Genomic DNA, 15,219 nt, shown 5'->3' on the forward strand with positions numbered 1-15,219 from the left:
ATTTTTCTCCATTCCAGTCGGCAATCTTCTCTTAAAAAAGGTATCATTAGAGCTAAAACATCTTCAATTTTCCCTCTGTACAAATCTCCTTAGATCCTCCATTTCTTCAAGGAAGCCCTTTCAACTCTCCGGTATACTATTTGATTTTTTATTTAAAGTAATCCTTATAACTGCCGAAAGATTTATAATAATTCTTGATATTATATTTGCTGTTATAATAATCACACAATATTGAGGTGATTCATTATGTGGAATCGATTAATCAAAAATGAAAAAGGGTTTACAGGGCTTGAAGCTGCAATTGTGCTGATAGCTTTTGTCGTCGTAGCAGCGGTTTTTAGCTACGTCATGTTGGGAGCGGGGTTCTATACAACCCAGAAAAGTCAGGAAGTAGTGCACACGGGTGTGACCCAGGCAAGCAGTAGCATTGCACCTTCCGGTGATGTGATTGTTAGAGGAGATGATGATGGAGGCAATGCAAGTCAGATTACATTTTATATGACGAATACTGCAGGGGGAACAGCCGTAGATCTGGATAAGACAATTATTTCCTACACGGATGACGATGATTTCGTAACACAGGAATATGCTGTTGACAAAACTGCAACTCCTGTTACCAAAGGGCCGGCTGCCATTCCTGATGATGGTGCCTGGGGTAACACATACGGATGGGTGTATAACGGTACAATTGTCACCAACGATGACAACTTGCTTGAAAAAGGTGAAAAGTATAAAGTCGTAATTGATTTAGATACATTTCTTGGGACTGGTACTTTACCTACTGTGAATGAAAAATTCAAGATTGAGGTAAAACCCCCAGAGGGTGCAGTTCTTACAATTTCCAGGACATTGCCTGCTGCACTTGTCACGGACAACTATTATCCGGTTTACTGAGGTGATCTGTAATGTGGAACACATTTTCGAAAGATGAAAAAGGATTCACTGGACTTGAAGCAGCAATTGTTCTCGTAGCTTTTGTAGTCGTAGCTGCGGTTTTCAGCTACGTTATGCTCGGGGCGGGCTTTTATACTACCCAGAAAAGTCAGGAAGTCGTACACACGGGTGTACAGCAGGCAAGTAGCAGTGTCGAATTAAGTGGAGATGTAATTGCCAGAGGTAACACTACTGCAGCCAGCCCTGCAAATTATTCTATTGATAGTGTTACACTATGCTTGCAGCTGACTTCAGGCGGTTCATCGGTTGATATGGATAAAACTCTTATAGTTTATTCAGATCCGGATACAGCACCAACTGAATTGACACTTGGAAATGGATTCAACATATCCGCCAAGTATAACGCTAACGTAGATAATCTTATAGACAGCGCTGAGAAATTTGATTTAGGCATTAATACGAGTAGTTACGGGATAGGACCTTACAACGAGTTCCAGCTTGAAATCAAACCACCTCAGGGGGCATCTTACACCATTCACAGGACTGCACCCGGATCAATCAGTGAAATAATGACTCTCGTCTAAAACTAAAATTCAAGCAATAATGACACTCCCTTGAGTGCCATTATTTTATTTTTTAACGCTACAGTTGGGTGATATGATGAATAGTGGGGAATCCTTTGACCAGTCCATGATTGATAGTATTGTAGCTTCAGCTGAAAGCGACACTATAGAGTCCAGGGTTGCAAGCCTTGAAGAAGAGGTAACCGAGATCAAAGGCTCCATAAAGACTCTTCTCATGGACATAAGGGAAACGATGGGGGTGCTTGAAAATCCTTTCCAGAATATTCAGGGTATTGCTAATATTTCCGGTGCCATAGTAAATCCCAAATCAATAGAAGATCATCCCCAGCTTCAAAAAAACGAAGGAATTGAAGAAGATGAGGACGATGAAGTTGACCTGGAAATGGAACAGGTTCCAAAAAATCTCTTTGAGGATCTGAGAAAGGCTGCTAAAAAACAGTCTAAAAAAGGTGATTCCAAAATTATCGATCCGATTTCCTTCTACAGGACTATTGTCTGGAGCAAGGACATGGTCGAGAAATATGACCATGATGCTATAACGGAATTAATTGATGTCTTCTGCCTTCTGGGGTATATTCCAGAGGAGACTAAAGAAATTATTGCTAAAATCATTGAGATCCTGGACAAAAACAACAACCTTGATGATGCAGTGATAGACCTGTACAGGCTTTATCATATTCTTTACCCGGAAGACCTGTCTCTTGACTCCAAGGTACTGGGGCATCTCCTCGATAGCAAATAAGGTGGTCGGGGACAGAAAGTCTGTCGCCTGATTCTTTAATAATGCATTACTTTCTCAACGAAAACGATATGGTGAAAAAAAAATGTCAAAGGAAGTGATAACTTCAGCAATACTCGTAATTGTGAGTGTTATAGCTGCAGTGGCTTTTGTAAATGCCGTCCTTCCTTCCGTATATGGTCTGTCCGAATCTTATAGCTCCGTTGCCCGCAGTATGGAAGACCAGTTTAAAACCGATATCGATATCATCTTCATTTATCCCGATGGGAACGACGTTTGTGTCTGGATAAAAAACGTAGGGTCTTCAGATATACCTCTTTCAAAGCTGCAGTACTGTGACGTCTTTATCGTGTCTTCCTCAGGTTACTGGAACCCCGGACTTGAAGCTGCTTCAGCTCCGTCCTGGGCTTACACTCTTGAAAACGGAGACGGAGATACCTGGAATCGCGGAGAAACTATCAAAGTAACAATAGCGCTTGATGCCCTTCCAAGTGACATTTACAAACTTACATTTTTCCTGTACAACGGGGTATCAACATCAGATACCTTTTCAACGTGATATCATGGGCTTTGATACAATAATCGTAGCGTTCTTTGTAATCGGAACGGTTCTGGTTGTTGCAGGTACTCTGACAATGGGGACCAATACTCTTGTTGAGTCTTCTTATCACGGCTACGTTTCAGCCCATCAAACAATGATGGACAGGCTCCAGACCCGTATTGAGATCCGGAATATAGTCTTCAACGTCTCAACAAATCATACCAGTTTCACTGTTGCGAATACCGGTGAGACCAAATTAAGCAACTTCGACCTCTGGGACATCCTCCTGGTCAAAGACGGCCAGGTGTCCTATTTAAACGAATCTCAATACAGTGTAACACCTGATATCGATATCCTTAATCCGGAGATTCTGGACCCGCATGAAAGCATTAACATTGAATTATTGATTGACCTTGACTCCAATGACAGTTTCATTGTAAAAATTATCACTGAAAACGGTATCGTCTCTTCCGCAGAGCACGAGGCAGGTGTATAAAATGGAAGAAAATGAAGATAAAAAAAATATTATTTCGAGCGGCAATGACGAAATTGATAAAAAACTGGGTGAGGGGATCCCTCTCGGCTCCCTTGTGCTAGTTGAAGGAGAAAACGATACCGGAAAGAGTGTACTCTGCCAGCAAATGGTGTATGGAGGTCTGAACCAGCTTCACAGGATTGCCTACTATTCAACCGAGAATACTATTAAAAGTATGCTGGCTCAGATGGACAGCCTGAGCCTAGATATCTCGGACTTTTACAGCTGGGGCTATTTCAGGATTTTTCCTGTCCATCTCGAAGGTGTGGAATGGACGTCCGAACAGATGAAAGGTACTCTGCACCTCGTTACATCTCACATAAAAAATATCCGGGAAAAAGTTATCATTATTGATTCTCTCACGATGTTTACTACTTATTCCGCTGAGGATAATATCCTTGAATTCCTCACAAGTCTGAAAAATTTGTGCGACAGGGGATACACGATCTTCATAACTCTGCACCAGCATGCTTTCAAGGAAGACACACTTGTCAGAATACGGTCTGCATGCGATTGTCACCTTTTTTTAAGAAAAGAACAGCTCACTGACCGCTATATTAGCGTCATGGAAGTTTCAAAAATAAGAGGCGCCAGGAAAAGTACGGGTAATATAGTGAGTTTTGAAGTCCAGCCAGGGTTCGGTTTAAAGATAATTCCAATTTCACAGGCCAAAGTATAAGGAAAATTCTGACCAGCACGCATGGGGTATACATGGATAGCATTGAGGAAAAGCTGAGTACTGAACACGGGCATGCATTTAATGCAGGAATATATACCAACTTCCCGTTTAAACCAAAAAAGTATGAAGGGCATGACCACTCAAACCTGAAAACGTGCAACCTTTACAAACTCCTCCCTCCGGAAATGAAAGCGGAAGTTGAAAAAAACCTGCATCTTCTGGAGTACCTGCATATTCTGCCCATAGATACGATGGGCATACCCAGATATGTCTCCGGGCTTGAATCCAAACACGGTGAAATAGAGGACCCCAACCTCATATACAAGGTCAATGACCAGATATATGTGCACATTTACCCGAACAAAAACGACGTGAGGAACTTCTATATCCCGATCGAGCCCATACTGCTTACAGGAGTCGGGAGTCTCATTAAAGAACTGGAATCCAGGCTTGTAGATTACCTTACAGGAATTGAGTTCGACCCTGAAAATATAGAAGAAAAAGAAAGGATACTGAGAGAAGCCCTCGATGCCATTTGTGTAATAGGCAATAAAAAGCAGGTTGACAGTTCCTCTGCAGGTGCTGATTCAGGGATCAAAAAATTGGGGGCAAAGTTTTTTCCATCAAAGGAGGATCCCGAGAAAAATCACATTTATGTAACAAAGGAACAGTACGAAGCGTTGAAATACTCAATTATAAGGGATAAAATCGGTGTGGGTTTCCTTGACCCTTACATAAATGACAATAAAATTGAAGATATTACCTGCAATGGTCTCGGGCCCATATTTATTGAACATAAGGTGTTCAAGGGGCTCAGGAGTGTCATAGAATTCAACGATAATGACGCTCTCAATCAGTATATCGTCAGGCTCGCAGAAAGGATCGGAAAGCCCATCACTTTCAAAAACCCCATCGTGGACTCCACACTCCCGGACGGGTCAAGAATTAATATTGTTTTCGGGGACGATATCAGTAAAAACGGGAGTAATTTTACCATAAGAAAGTTTGCTGACATTCCTTTCAGTATTCTTCAGGTCGTAAAAGGCGGAACCCTGGATTACAGGATGGCAGCTTACCTGTGGATCCTGATCGGAGAAGGAATGAGCGGTTTCATATGCGGAGAAACCGCAAGTGGTAAGACTACCACGTTGAACGGGATTACAGCGTTTGTAAATCCCGAGTCAAAACTGGTTTCAATCGAAGACACGCCTGAACTGCAGATCCCGCACAAAAACTGGACCCGGGAGACAACAAGAGGCAGTACGAGGGGCGGGGGGATAGGAGAAGGCAGCGGATCGGATGTTACGATGTTCGACCTTCTCAAAGCGGCATTGAGGCAGAGGCCAAACTACATTCTTGTAGGAGAAATCCGAGGAGTTGAGGGTAATGTCGCATTCCAGGCCATGCAGACCGGACACCCCGTCATGTCAACGTTCCACGCTGCAACCGTTGAGAAACTGATCCAGAGGCTTACTGCCGACCCTATAAACATTCCTAAAACGTATGTGGACAACCTCAACTTTGTCATCATCCAATCTGCAGTACGGAGACCGGATGGCAAGCTTGTGAGAAGAGTCCTCAGTATAAACGAGGTTCTCGGATACAATCCGGATAAAGGCGGAATTTCCTTTATCGAAGCCTTTTCCTGGGACCCTGTTACTGATACGCATGTTTTCAGTGCTATGGGAAGTTCGTACATCCTTGAGAATAAAATTGCCACAAGGCTCGGGATTCCTGGCAAGAAAAAGAAGGTAATTTACGATGAAATTGAAAAAAGAGCAAGAATTCTGGAGAGATTGGACAATGAAGGAATTGTAAATTACTGGGACTTTTTTAACACGGTCGCAAAGATTACAAAAGCCGGGATGCTGAGGATTCAGTTCTGAAGGTGTTTTGGATGGAAAGCTCTGCGATAAAAAACCTTTTCAACAAAAAGCCCGGATCACAGCCCCTTTTAGACCAGCTTGCTCTTAGATTCAAACATTACCAGAAAGAACTCTATATGAGTAACGATATGCTCTTTTCCCTTACTTATATGGCGTCAATCTCAACTGCCAATCTGACAAGGGACAAAATATTCACGAGCATCTCGGACAAGAAGGAATACTGCCCGAGTAAATATTTCAATCTGATTAAAGAGCTGGCCCAGCACTGGCACTATGATTACTCCAATGCATGCGAGCTCATATCCACAAAAGTAACGCATGAGAGAATGCGGGAACTTCTTAACAGGTTATCAAACGCCATAGCGGCAGGAGAACCTGATAGCGATTTCCTTACGAAAGAATGGAAATTATTTAAGACAAAAAGAAAAGACGAGTTCGAAAGAGACCTCGAAACCACCAAAGAATGGTCAAACGCTTACACAGCTCTGCTTGTCTCCACATCCCTCGTAGCTATCATTATCTTACTTTCAGTCATTTTGTATAATATTGGGGACCCGGCAGATACCCTTTATTCCACAATGTTCATCATATTTTTCATGGCGTTTTTTGGGGTAGGATTACTTTTTAAAGCCTCTCCGAAAGATTCCAAAGTCCACAGCTTAAGTATAAAATCGCAGGAGCAGGTCTACATCTATAAGTGGGCTCCTCTTTCCATTACCCTGGCTGTCCTGGCTGTTATATTACTCACTGTTATACCGGCTTTTATCGGTTCAACCGATTTTTTCATTGACATTAAAGGAGTCGGAATGGTTCTGGCAGGGGTCATCCTGATGCCTGTCGGAATGGCGGCAAATAAAGATATCAGTAAAATTAACAAAAGGGATGAATGCTTTACAACCTTTATCCGGAGCCTCGGGTCCATTGTAAGCGGATCCGGGCTAACGGTACCAAAAGCCCTTCTAAAGATCGATCCCAAAAACCTCGGGGAGCTTAAGGATATGAGCCAGGAGCTTTACAAGAAACTGGCATCCGGGCTGGACCCTGCGCTGTGCTGGGGAAGGTTTGTAGGAGAGACGGGCAGTTACTTGATCTACAAATTGACAAGTGTGTTTGTAGATGCCGTAAATTTGGGGGGCAATGCAGAAGTAGTAGGCGAGCTTGTGAGCTCGTCCAACCTTGAACTGGTTCTTTTGAGAATGAAAAGGGAGCGCATAGCCAAAGGATTTTCCAGTCTGGTAATCCCCCTGCATGTGGCAATGGTTGCCCTTCTTCTATTCATAGGCCAGATCCTGACGATCTTTTCCACTATCATATCGTCCCTTTTTACCCAGTTTGATATAAGCGGGTCCGAACTTGAAGGTATACCCGGCGGTATGGGGGGCATGAATCTGGGGATATTCGGGGGGGTTCCCATCGAATTGCTGGGCCAGTTCGTTGTGATAGTGACCATTATCCTGACCCTTGCAAACATATTCGCAATTGTTGCGGTGAAAGGGGGACCGATGTATCTGGCAATCTATTATGGCATGTTTATGTTCACCCTGTCAGGGATACTGATGATTATAGTTCCTCCACTGGTGAAAATGGCCTTCTCCTTTGATGGAGTACTTGATAGTCTTGCGGGAGGTGTATGAATCTGGACTTAGTAACCATATATGAAACGAATTTCACTATCTTCATAGGTATTTTTGTAGCTCTGGCCGTAATGGGAACCACAACTCTATACGATAGATATAAAAATAAAGGTGGAGCCTCAGTAAATCCCGATGAGTCTAAACTTCTTACGAACCTGAGCCAGAAAATAAAAATTTTCAGCTCCGGAGGCCTGAAACATTTTCCGGAATATGGCAAAAAACTCAGAAGTTTAATCCCAAAGAGCTCCGGCTCAAGCCGGAAAATGTCAGGTTCGAACCGGAAAAACTCCGGTTCAGTCAAAAAAACCTCCGGCAAAAATTCCCTGGAAAAAGTGGGAACAGTATTCCTGAAAGCAAAAGGCGCTCTTCAGAAGCTTTTTGCAAGCTTTAGCAACAAAATTTCTTCATTTTCCTCTTCCCTGCTTCGCAGGAACAAAAAAAATGGGGAAAAGCTTGTTTCCTTATCCGGTTACGAGGAGACAGATGCAAAGTTAAGTGACGCTGAAAAAGTTAACCTGCTTGATAAAGTGGTCGAATCCAAAAAAGACGAGTTAGATCTGGATGACGACTTTCTGACTAAAATATCCAATACGGGCACTTTAATGAGCAATAATCCTGTAAGCAAAGGTCTTGAAGCCGATACGACAGAGCAATTCTTCGGGGAGATGTCTTCAGAGCTCGATTCATCATTCGATAACGATTTTAATTTAGACGGGAGTGAATTTGCGATCAAAGTCGAAGGCTTGGAGGAGGAATCTGACAAAGATACCTTTGCTTTTAACGACGAGACTGCAGATATAAAGTTCGAGGACAAAAGTGACATTTTCTTAAATTCACTCAGGAACGATATCATAGTTTCGAATGAGAAAAAAATAAATTTCACGGATGATATGCGGGGTGAAGATCTGGATTTGAAGCTGATTAAAGCCGACCTTGAGGGTGTGCTCAAAGATTTGAAAAAATACAGACAATTTACGGGTCATAACTGATAAACGGGTTATAAAACCTGAAAAAGAAACCCAACTTAAAAAACAAAAATAAATTGTACAATAACATGAAAAGTGAGTGATGGAAAATGGTGGATGCAAAATATATCGGACTTATAGTTTTAGCAGTTTTTTCAGGATCAATGCTCGTATACACCTGGTTGTCTTTGTATAACAGATTTGATCCAAGTGTAATGTTCTATGCAGCGCTTCTTATCCTCTCTTTTTCCCTTATGCTGGTAAAGAGGTAAAACTCATCAACGAATTAAAAATATGTCCCATGTCCCGAGGGTTTCGAAAGACCTGTAAATCCGGAATCCGTATATAAATTCCGCCCTCAGTGTAAATTCCAATCGGAATTTACCTGAAATTTCAGGTTAATCGAATCCTCCCCACAGCGGTTCCATCTCCCACTGTTGGTTCCTGATTAATTGTTGACCTGTCCCGGAGTCCAGGAAAGAAGCTTTCAGCTTTTTTCTTTCCGCGCCGCACCGGAATAAATCCGGCCTGCCAGCCAGACAAATAAAATTCTTAACGTCGGCACCTGCATTTTAAATTACAGCAGATATAACCCAACACTCCCGCAGTTTTTCCGAGATGTATTAAAAAGGTGGTCCCGTATTAATCAGTCGATATATCCAGATATCCGAAACCGGGCTCTTTTGTTTTTTGATTTCTACTCCTTACAGAGCTGAATTTTTCTTTTCTACAACGAAAAAAGGAACTAGAAAATTCATAGAAAGACCGCTCTCTCTGCCGAAACGGACGACGGGATGTTGCGATGTAATCGCAACCCCCGGGAAACCTCCGATTTTTGCTTACCTGACAATTAGGACAACTGCGCCTTTTACATCAAGAACGTCTACCTCGCGGCCTCCGGAGATTACTTCTTTCCGGACTTCGACCGCCTCGGGTTCGATTTCTACTGCTTCGCCGTTTACGGTAACGGTTATTTTTCCTGAAGCTGCCTGGGCTTCAATTGCAGCAGGGTCTTCTGCCTGGAGAGCTTTTACAACGGCTCCGGCCTCTTTCCTGAAGCGCGGTCCAAGGAAGCCCATGTTGGGTTTTACTTCCACAGGCACATACTCAAATGAGGGGGCTCCTGCCATAAGCCCGACCTCAGAGTTTGTGGCTCCTGCAATATCCCCTGTATCGATCTCTGCATTGTAGATCTCTATTTTCTTCAGTGGAGCATTGAGAGCCATCCCCAGGTCGGATTTGTATCTGCGGACCTCACCTGTGATCTCTTTAATCATTTCGCCGGCGGCTTCGGCTTCCTCACTTATGAGGCTTTCATCAACAACGGGCCAGGCCTGAGTGTGCACACTTTCCTCGCTAAATCTGGAATACATTTCTTCTGCAAAGAAGGGTATGAATGGGGCAAGCAGGAGGGAAAGGGTCCTGGTTGTCGTGTAAAGCACATACTGGGCGGCTTTCCTGCCTTCGGGGTCTTCTCCGTAGAGCCTGCCTTTCACAAGCTCCAGGTAGTTATCTGCAAGGATTTCCCAGGCAAAGCCCCTTATGGCTTTGAATGTGGAATCGAACTGGTAGTCGTCAAGTTCCTTTGTGGCGGTTTCAACCAGCCTGTTGAGCTTGCTCAGGAGCCACCTGTCAATTGTATGGAGAGAGTTTAGAGAGAAGTTTTCGGCATCTGCAGGCTCAAAGTCCTTTAAGTGGGACATCGAGAATCTGTAAATACTCCACATTTTCTGCAGGAAGCGGGAAGCTGAGACCACGTCTTTCCAGCGGAACATTACGTCCGAGCCTGTGGAACCTCCGACCGCACCCCACTGCCTGAAAGCATCGGCACTGTACTGGGTTGTTACCTCTTCGGGAGAGATTACGTTTCCGAGGGATTTGCTCATTTTATGCCCGTCAGGTCCGAGCACCATCCCGTTAATCACTATGGAATCCCAGGGCCTCTTGCCTTCGAGGGCCAGGCTCCTCAGGATTGTGTAGAAAGCCCAGGTCCTGATGATGTCATGCCCCTGGGGGCGGATCTGTGAAGGTAGGCGGAGCTCGTGTTCGCTTTCCCAGCCTGAAACGTGCAGGGCGGTGATCGAAGAGTCCATCCAGGTATCCAGCACATCGGTTTCGGGTTCAAATTCGGTTGAACCGCAGGCACAGGCTTTCTTTGGAGTATTTTCGTTAGGATCAATAGGGAGCCAGCTCTCTTCGGCGATCATGACTTCCCCGCACTTTTTGCAGTACCAGATCGGGATCGGGGTTGCAAAGATCCTCTGCCTCGAGATGCACCAGTCCCATTCCATCGTACCTGTCCAGTTCTGGAGCCTGACCTTCATGTATTCGGGGTACCATTTAATCTCATCTGCAGCTTTCAAGATGCCTTCGTGGTTGATTTTTACGAACCACTGGGGTTCGGACAGGATTTCTATGGGGGTGTCGCAGCGCCAGCAGAGCCCTACATTCTGTTCAAGGGACTTCTGGTCGTAGAGGAAACCTGCAGCTTTCAGGTCGGCAATTACAGCTTCCCTGCATTCGGCCAGGGTCATTCCTTCGTATTTGCCTGCAGCTTTTGTCATCCGACCCTGTTTGTCAAGGGCTTTTACCAGAGGCAGTCCGTATTTTACCCACCAGCGCACGTCCTGCTTGTCCCCGAAGGTACAGATCATCACAGCGCCTGTCCCGAACTCGGGCTCAACAGCTTCGTCAGCAATCAGGGTCACTTTCTGTCCGAAAATGGGCACTGTGATTTCTTTGCCGATGTGCTGGCTGTAGCGCTCATCTTTGGGGTTAACCGCAACTGCAACACATGCCGCCATCAATTCCGGCCTGGTAGTTGCAATGTCTACTTTGTCAAAGTGGACGAAATTAAGTTTGGTCTGCCTGGACTCATACTCGACTTCTGCAAAAGCAATGGCAGTTTCGCAGCGGGGACACCAGTTGACAGGGTGGTCTTCGTGATAGATGTGCCCGTCGTTGTACATCCTGACAAAGGACTTCTGTGTCTTTACGAAGTATGAAGGCTCCATGGTAACGAATTCGTTGCTCCAGTCCACGGAAAAGCCCAGACGCAGCATTGTTTTGCGCATCTTTTCGATGTTTCCTGCAGTAAGTTCCCTGCACATCCTTCGGAACTCGGCTCTGGGGACCTGGTTTTTCGTAATTCCGTGGATTTCTTCAACCTTGACTTCCGTTGGCAGGCCGTGGCAGTCCCAGCCCTGGGGGAACATCACATTATATCCGCGCATGCGTTTGTATCTGGCTATATAGTCGATGTAACACCAGTTAAGCGCGTTTCCGATGTGGAAATTGCCTGTAGGATAGGGAGGTGGGGTATCAATAATGTACTGGGGGCGGGTATCTTCTCCCCAGTTGAAGTGGTACATGGAGAGGTTCCATTTCTCCATCCACTTTTCCTCTACCTCATTAGCATTATATTCTTTTGGAATTTCCGATTCTGTCATAAGGACACTCCATGATTGAGAAATAAGTGTAAGAATTTCTTGGGTTTTAGAGTGCTTGCGATTATTTAAATATATCTGGTTTTGGATGATGGAAATCTCTTCTGTCGGACAGCTCTCAGGATTATATATTCGAGCTACATCCGATCACTTCTAATTTACATCCGATCTGCACCGGGGAATCTTTTGTCCTGAAAGCAAATAGCCGGTGATCCCCGGAATATCCCTTAACATTATTCGGCGCTGGATTTGTATTTATCTGCTTTTCTTCCCTGCCATTCCCCGGCATGGCTTCTTCATTTCGAATAGATAAGAGCAAATACTTCATCCGTACAGGATAAGGTAATTTTCGAAAATGAAACCTGTCCCTTTGAAGCAGGAGAGCGGCCTTCAAACAATAAAGAAGAGAATTTGAAGTAATGAAGCAGAATTGAAGAGTAAAATTGTGAAAGAATTGTTGAAGATCTTAAAAATAGTCCAGGCCTGAAAGGATAATATAAAAAGTAAGATAAGGTTAAGTTCGGTTTGAAAAAACTTCTTTCGTCTTTTTCTATGATCTTTTTTTATGCATATCTCCAGGCATCCCGGATGTGCATGGCATTCATTCCGAGGCTTTGTGGTGGATAGATATCATTTTCCGGAGTGTCTCCTATAGAGAGCACTTCCCAGGGTTCAAGCCCGAGGCCGTCGAGAGCCATCCTGAAAAGCCGGGTGTCAGGTTTCTTGATGCGGTGGTCCGAAGACATGATTACAAAATTAAAGCGGTCGTACAGGCCCAGGAAGCGAAGCTCCTGTTCCGTAAAAACCCTCTGGGCATTGGACACAATGCATTTTGGGATGTTTCTGTATTTCTCAAGCAGGCGCAGGCTCTGAGGGTAAGCTTCCAGTTTCTTTAAAGACGCCGTTCTGAAAACCTTGGCCGTTTCAATTCCAAGCCAGAAGGGGTCGATTTCCCTGAAGGCGTTTTCGGCGCAGATTTCGGAAAAAATCTCTTCTATGCGGATATCAGGGTGCTGCTGGCCTGAGTTTCCAAGCCTGCCTATAACTTTCCATCTGTATTCTTCCCGGAGCCGGTCGGGCTCTATCCTCACCCCCTGATAGAGTAACCATTTGCTTACCCTTTCGTTTGTTTCCCGGCCTCCTTCATCTGTTTTGATATCGACGAGCGTTTTATAACAGTCAAAGATTAAACCTTTAATTTTTCCGTTCTGGAGCATAGGAATTCTCCATTTATTTTTTTGGTATTTTCAATTTATCTATCTCTTTCTTCTCACAATCTAAATACTATTCTTCAAATATATATTCATTTCGCAAATACTCCTATTAGATTCAATTTTTTGAAGGTATTTCTCTATATCTATATATTTTGCTTCAGGTCTATACTCAGGGCTAAATTCTTGAAAATGATAGGTTTCACCATTCCGAAGGTACCCTGGCTTTCTGGCGAAAAAAGTAATAGAAAAAGTTGCTCGTAAAGTGTATTCCTGCCAGTTAAAGCTCGATAGTATCAGACCTGGGATCGGCGATTGACCTCAGTTCGGAACCTATGAGATTTGTCGCAAGGACGAAGAGCATGATCATTCCGCCTGCAGATAAGGCCATCATCGGGGCGGTCTGAAGATATACCACTCCGTCTTTCAGGATTGCTCCCAGTTCCGGTGTGGGGGGATGAATCCCTAGTCCCAGGAATCCAAGCCCGGAGATTGCAACAATCCTGGATCCCAGTCCGAGTGTTGCTATCTCAATGATGGGTCCGCAGCTGTTAGGAAGAATATGGCGGAAGAGAATGTATTTATCAGATGCCCCAAGTGCTCTGGCCGCCTCGACGAATCCGCTATTTTTTAGCGAGAGGGTAGAACCCCGGATCATTCGCGCGTACTTTGCCCAGCCTGAAATGGAAAAGGAAAGGATAATACCTGCAGGACTGGGGCCCACAACCCCAACAATAGCAATTGCAAGGACTATATTGGGAAAAGCGAGCAGAATGTCGGTTACTCGCATCAGGAATGCATCGTATCTGCTGAAATAACCTGCATACATACCTACGATAATCCCTATGGTAGCAACGATCAGAGTTGAAATAATTGCGATTGAGAGCGAGGTCCGGGCCCCGTATAATATGCGGCTGAAGATGCATCTGCCAAACTGGTCGGTTCCGAGGGGAAAAGATACCGAAGGGGGAGATAATCGTTCTTCAAAATGCATTTCTGCAGGGTCATTTGGTGAAATAGTCGAAGCTGTTACAGCCAGCATGGTGATGAGGGTAAAAAGCAGAATCCCTATTGTAAGCGTTGCGTTCTTTCGAAGAAGCACCAGCGTCCTGCTCATGCCGGAAACTGCCCATTTTTTGTCCACGTACGAATACTCCATGTTATTCCCCCTGCTCCCTGATTGACGGATCAAGATACAGCTGGGCAAGGTCAACACCGAGATTGATCAGGACGATAATTGCAGCGAAGGTGAGTATACAGCCCTGGACCACCATGATATCCATCGAGGAAACGGATTCCACGAGAAGCCTTCCCAGCCCCGGAAGTGCAAACATGCTTTCGATAAGAACGGACCCGCCAAAGAGCCATCCAAACTGGGTACCCATATAAATCAGAACAGGGATCAATGCGTTCTTGAGCGCATGCCGTTGAATCACGATTCTGCGGTTAAGCCCTTTTGCACGCGCTGTCCTTATATAATCCTGCTCTAGCGTTTCAATCATACTCGTCCGCATGATACGCATTGTTACAGCAGAGAGGCCGACTGAAAGAGTAAGGGAGGGGAGGATAAAATATTCTATCCCTCCCGTTCCCGCAACCGGAAAAATCCCCAGATAGATACCTCCCACGAGCATAAAGACTATCGCAACAAAATATTCGGGGCTGGAGAGGCTGATGATAGAACTAAGCCTGCAGAGATGGTCCAGAGGTCCGTTCTGTCTTAGTGCTGCAAGGATCCCGAGTGGAATGGCTGTGGCAGCTGAGATGGTTATTGACAGAAAGGCAAGCTCGAAGGTTGTTGGTAGGGCATGTGCGATTTCTTCGACGGTACTCCTTTTTGTCTGGTAGGAATACCCCAGGTCGCCGTGCAGGACCCGCGAAGCCCATTTCAGATAACTGATATGCCAGGGGTCGTCAAGGCCCATCTCCTCATGAAGTCGGGCTACCGCCTCTTTCGGAGGACTTTCGGTACCAAGGGTTGCTCTGAGCGTTATCTCGGCCGGGTCTCCGGGAGAAAGGGAGATTACCGCAAAGGTGATGAGGGAGATTCCAATCATCACCGGGACCATTTGAAGCAGCCGGTTCAATACGATTGTATGCATCAT

At 44.8% G+C, this 15,219-nt stretch carries 14 protein-coding genes; 10 read left to right on the forward strand and 4 right to left on the reverse strand.

Annotated features, from left to right (window positions below):
• Nucleotides 1–246 precede the first annotated feature (246 nt).
• From MSSIT_RS14075 to MSSIT_RS24255, 10 genes are all read left to right on the forward strand, one after another.
• Complete coding sequence (locus MSSIT_RS14075) at nucleotides 247–894, forward strand: archaellin/type IV pilin N-terminal domain-containing protein (RefSeq protein ID WP_048173168.1); 648 nt, start codon at nucleotides 247–249, stop codon at nucleotides 892–894.
• An 11-nt stretch (nucleotides 895–905) separates the two neighbouring features.
• Nucleotides 906–1,478 (forward strand): archaellin/type IV pilin N-terminal domain-containing protein, encoded by a 573-nt coding sequence (locus tag MSSIT_RS14080; protein WP_048173170.1) that lies wholly within the window; start codon nucleotides 906–908, stop codon nucleotides 1,476–1,478.
• A gap of 73 nt (nucleotides 1,479–1,551) precedes the next feature.
• On the forward strand, nucleotides 1,552–2,220 hold the full coding sequence (locus MSSIT_RS14085; protein WP_231589838.1) for a hypothetical protein: 669 nt from the start codon (nucleotides 1,552–1,554) through the stop codon (nucleotides 2,218–2,220).
• 82 nt (nucleotides 2,221–2,302) lie between these two features.
• Nucleotides 2,303–2,776, forward strand: coding sequence for a hypothetical protein (locus MSSIT_RS14090; protein WP_048173173.1), 474 nt, complete (start codon nucleotides 2,303–2,305; stop codon nucleotides 2,774–2,776).
• A gap of 4 nt (nucleotides 2,777–2,780) precedes the next feature.
• The gene (locus MSSIT_RS14095) at nucleotides 2,781–3,254 is read left to right on the forward strand and encodes a flagellar protein FlaF (RefSeq protein WP_048173174.1); all 474 of its coding nucleotides are present in this window, start codon (nucleotides 2,781–2,783) and stop codon (nucleotides 3,252–3,254) included.
• Nucleotide 3,255: 1 nt separating this feature from the next.
• Complete coding sequence (locus tag MSSIT_RS14100; protein ID WP_048173176.1) at nucleotides 3,256–3,972, forward strand: ATPase domain-containing protein; 717 nt, start codon at nucleotides 3,256–3,258, stop codon at nucleotides 3,970–3,972.
• Between the two features lie 32 nt (nucleotides 3,973–4,004).
• Nucleotides 4,005–5,858, forward strand: coding sequence for a type II/IV secretion system ATPase subunit (locus MSSIT_RS14105; protein WP_048173177.1), 1,854 nt, complete (start codon nucleotides 4,005–4,007; stop codon nucleotides 5,856–5,858).
• An 11-nt stretch (nucleotides 5,859–5,869) separates the two neighbouring features.
• Entirely contained in the window at nucleotides 5,870–7,492 is a 1,623-nt protein-coding gene (gene flaJ, locus MSSIT_RS14110; protein WP_048173179.1) for an archaellar assembly protein FlaJ, read from the forward strand.
• Nucleotides 7,489–8,481 (forward strand): hypothetical protein, encoded by a 993-nt coding sequence (locus MSSIT_RS14115; protein ID WP_197080280.1) that lies wholly within the window; start codon nucleotides 7,489–7,491, stop codon nucleotides 8,479–8,481. Before flaJ ends, MSSIT_RS14115 begins: the two co-directional genes overlap by 4 nt.
• 86 nt (nucleotides 8,482–8,567) lie before the next feature.
• Nucleotides 8,568–8,729 (forward strand): hypothetical protein, encoded by a 162-nt coding sequence (locus MSSIT_RS24255; protein ID WP_187151764.1) that lies wholly within the window; start codon nucleotides 8,568–8,570, stop codon nucleotides 8,727–8,729.
• Between the two features lie 567 nt (nucleotides 8,730–9,296).
• Here MSSIT_RS24255 and MSSIT_RS14120 read toward each other — a convergent pair.
• The 4 genes from MSSIT_RS14120 to MSSIT_RS14135 form a co-directional block, all read right to left on the reverse strand.
• The gene (locus MSSIT_RS14120; RefSeq protein ID WP_048173181.1) at nucleotides 9,297–11,906 is read right to left on the reverse strand and encodes a valine--tRNA ligase; all 2,610 of its coding nucleotides are present in this window, start codon (nucleotides 11,904–11,906) and stop codon (nucleotides 9,297–9,299) included.
• Nucleotides 11,907–12,466: 560 nt separating this feature from the next.
• Nucleotides 12,467–13,120, reverse strand: a complete 654-nt coding sequence (locus MSSIT_RS14125; RefSeq protein ID WP_048173182.1) for an HAD family hydrolase — start codon at nucleotides 13,118–13,120, stop codon at nucleotides 12,467–12,469.
• Nucleotides 13,121–13,394: 274 nt separating this feature from the next.
• Nucleotides 13,395–14,273, reverse strand: coding sequence for an ABC transporter permease (locus MSSIT_RS14130; RefSeq protein ID WP_052721663.1), 879 nt, complete (start codon nucleotides 14,271–14,273; stop codon nucleotides 13,395–13,397).
• Nucleotide 14,274: 1 nt separating this feature from the next.
• Nucleotides 14,275–15,219 carry an ABC transporter permease gene (locus MSSIT_RS14135; RefSeq protein WP_082089017.1) on the reverse strand — a complete coding sequence of 315 codons (945 nt, stop codon included), beginning with the start codon at nucleotides 15,217–15,219 and terminating at the stop codon, nucleotides 14,275–14,277.

The sequence above is a fragment of the Methanosarcina siciliae T4/M genome, from assembly GCF_000970085.1.
GTDB lineage: Archaea > Halobacteriota > Methanosarcinia > Methanosarcinales > Methanosarcinaceae > Methanosarcina > Methanosarcina siciliae.

Bases quoted from the DNA above. Each gene is read 5' to 3' on its own strand.
- MSSIT_RS14105 (WP_048173177.1), top strand. From the start codon at position 4,005: ATGGATAGCATTGAGGAAAAGCTGAGTACTGAACACGGGCATGCATTT.
- MSSIT_RS14135 (WP_082089017.1), bottom strand. From the start codon at position 15,219: ATGATGCATACAATCGTATTGAACCGGCTGCTTCAAATGGTCCCGGTG.
- MSSIT_RS24255 (WP_187151764.1), top strand. From the start codon at position 8,568: ATGGTGGATGCAAAATATATCGGACTTATAGTTTTAGCAGTTTTTTCA.
- MSSIT_RS14085 (WP_231589838.1), top strand. From the start codon at position 1,552: ATGATGAATAGTGGGGAATCCTTTGACCAGTCCATGATTGATAGTATT.
- MSSIT_RS14090 (WP_048173173.1), top strand. From the start codon at position 2,303: ATGTCAAAGGAAGTGATAACTTCAGCAATACTCGTAATTGTGAGTGTT.
- MSSIT_RS14120 (WP_048173181.1), bottom strand. From the start codon at position 11,906: ATGACAGAATCGGAAATTCCAAAAGAATATAATGCTAATGAGGTAGAG.
- MSSIT_RS14100 (WP_048173176.1), top strand. From the start codon at position 3,256: ATGGAAGAAAATGAAGATAAAAAAAATATTATTTCGAGCGGCAATGAC.
- MSSIT_RS14130 (WP_052721663.1), bottom strand. From the start codon at position 14,273: ATGGAGTATTCGTACGTGGACAAAAAATGGGCAGTTTCCGGCATGAGC.
- flaJ (WP_048173179.1), top strand. From the start codon at position 5,870: ATGGAAAGCTCTGCGATAAAAAACCTTTTCAACAAAAAGCCCGGATCA.
- MSSIT_RS14075 (WP_048173168.1), top strand. From the start codon at position 247: ATGTGGAATCGATTAATCAAAAATGAAAAAGGGTTTACAGGGCTTGAA.
- MSSIT_RS14125 (WP_048173182.1), bottom strand. From the start codon at position 13,120: ATGCTCCAGAACGGAAAAATTAAAGGTTTAATCTTTGACTGTTATAAA.
- MSSIT_RS14115 (WP_197080280.1), top strand. From the start codon at position 7,489: ATGAATCTGGACTTAGTAACCATATATGAAACGAATTTCACTATCTTC.
- MSSIT_RS14095 (WP_048173174.1), top strand. From the start codon at position 2,781: ATGGGCTTTGATACAATAATCGTAGCGTTCTTTGTAATCGGAACGGTT.
- MSSIT_RS14080 (WP_048173170.1), top strand. From the start codon at position 906: ATGTGGAACACATTTTCGAAAGATGAAAAAGGATTCACTGGACTTGAA.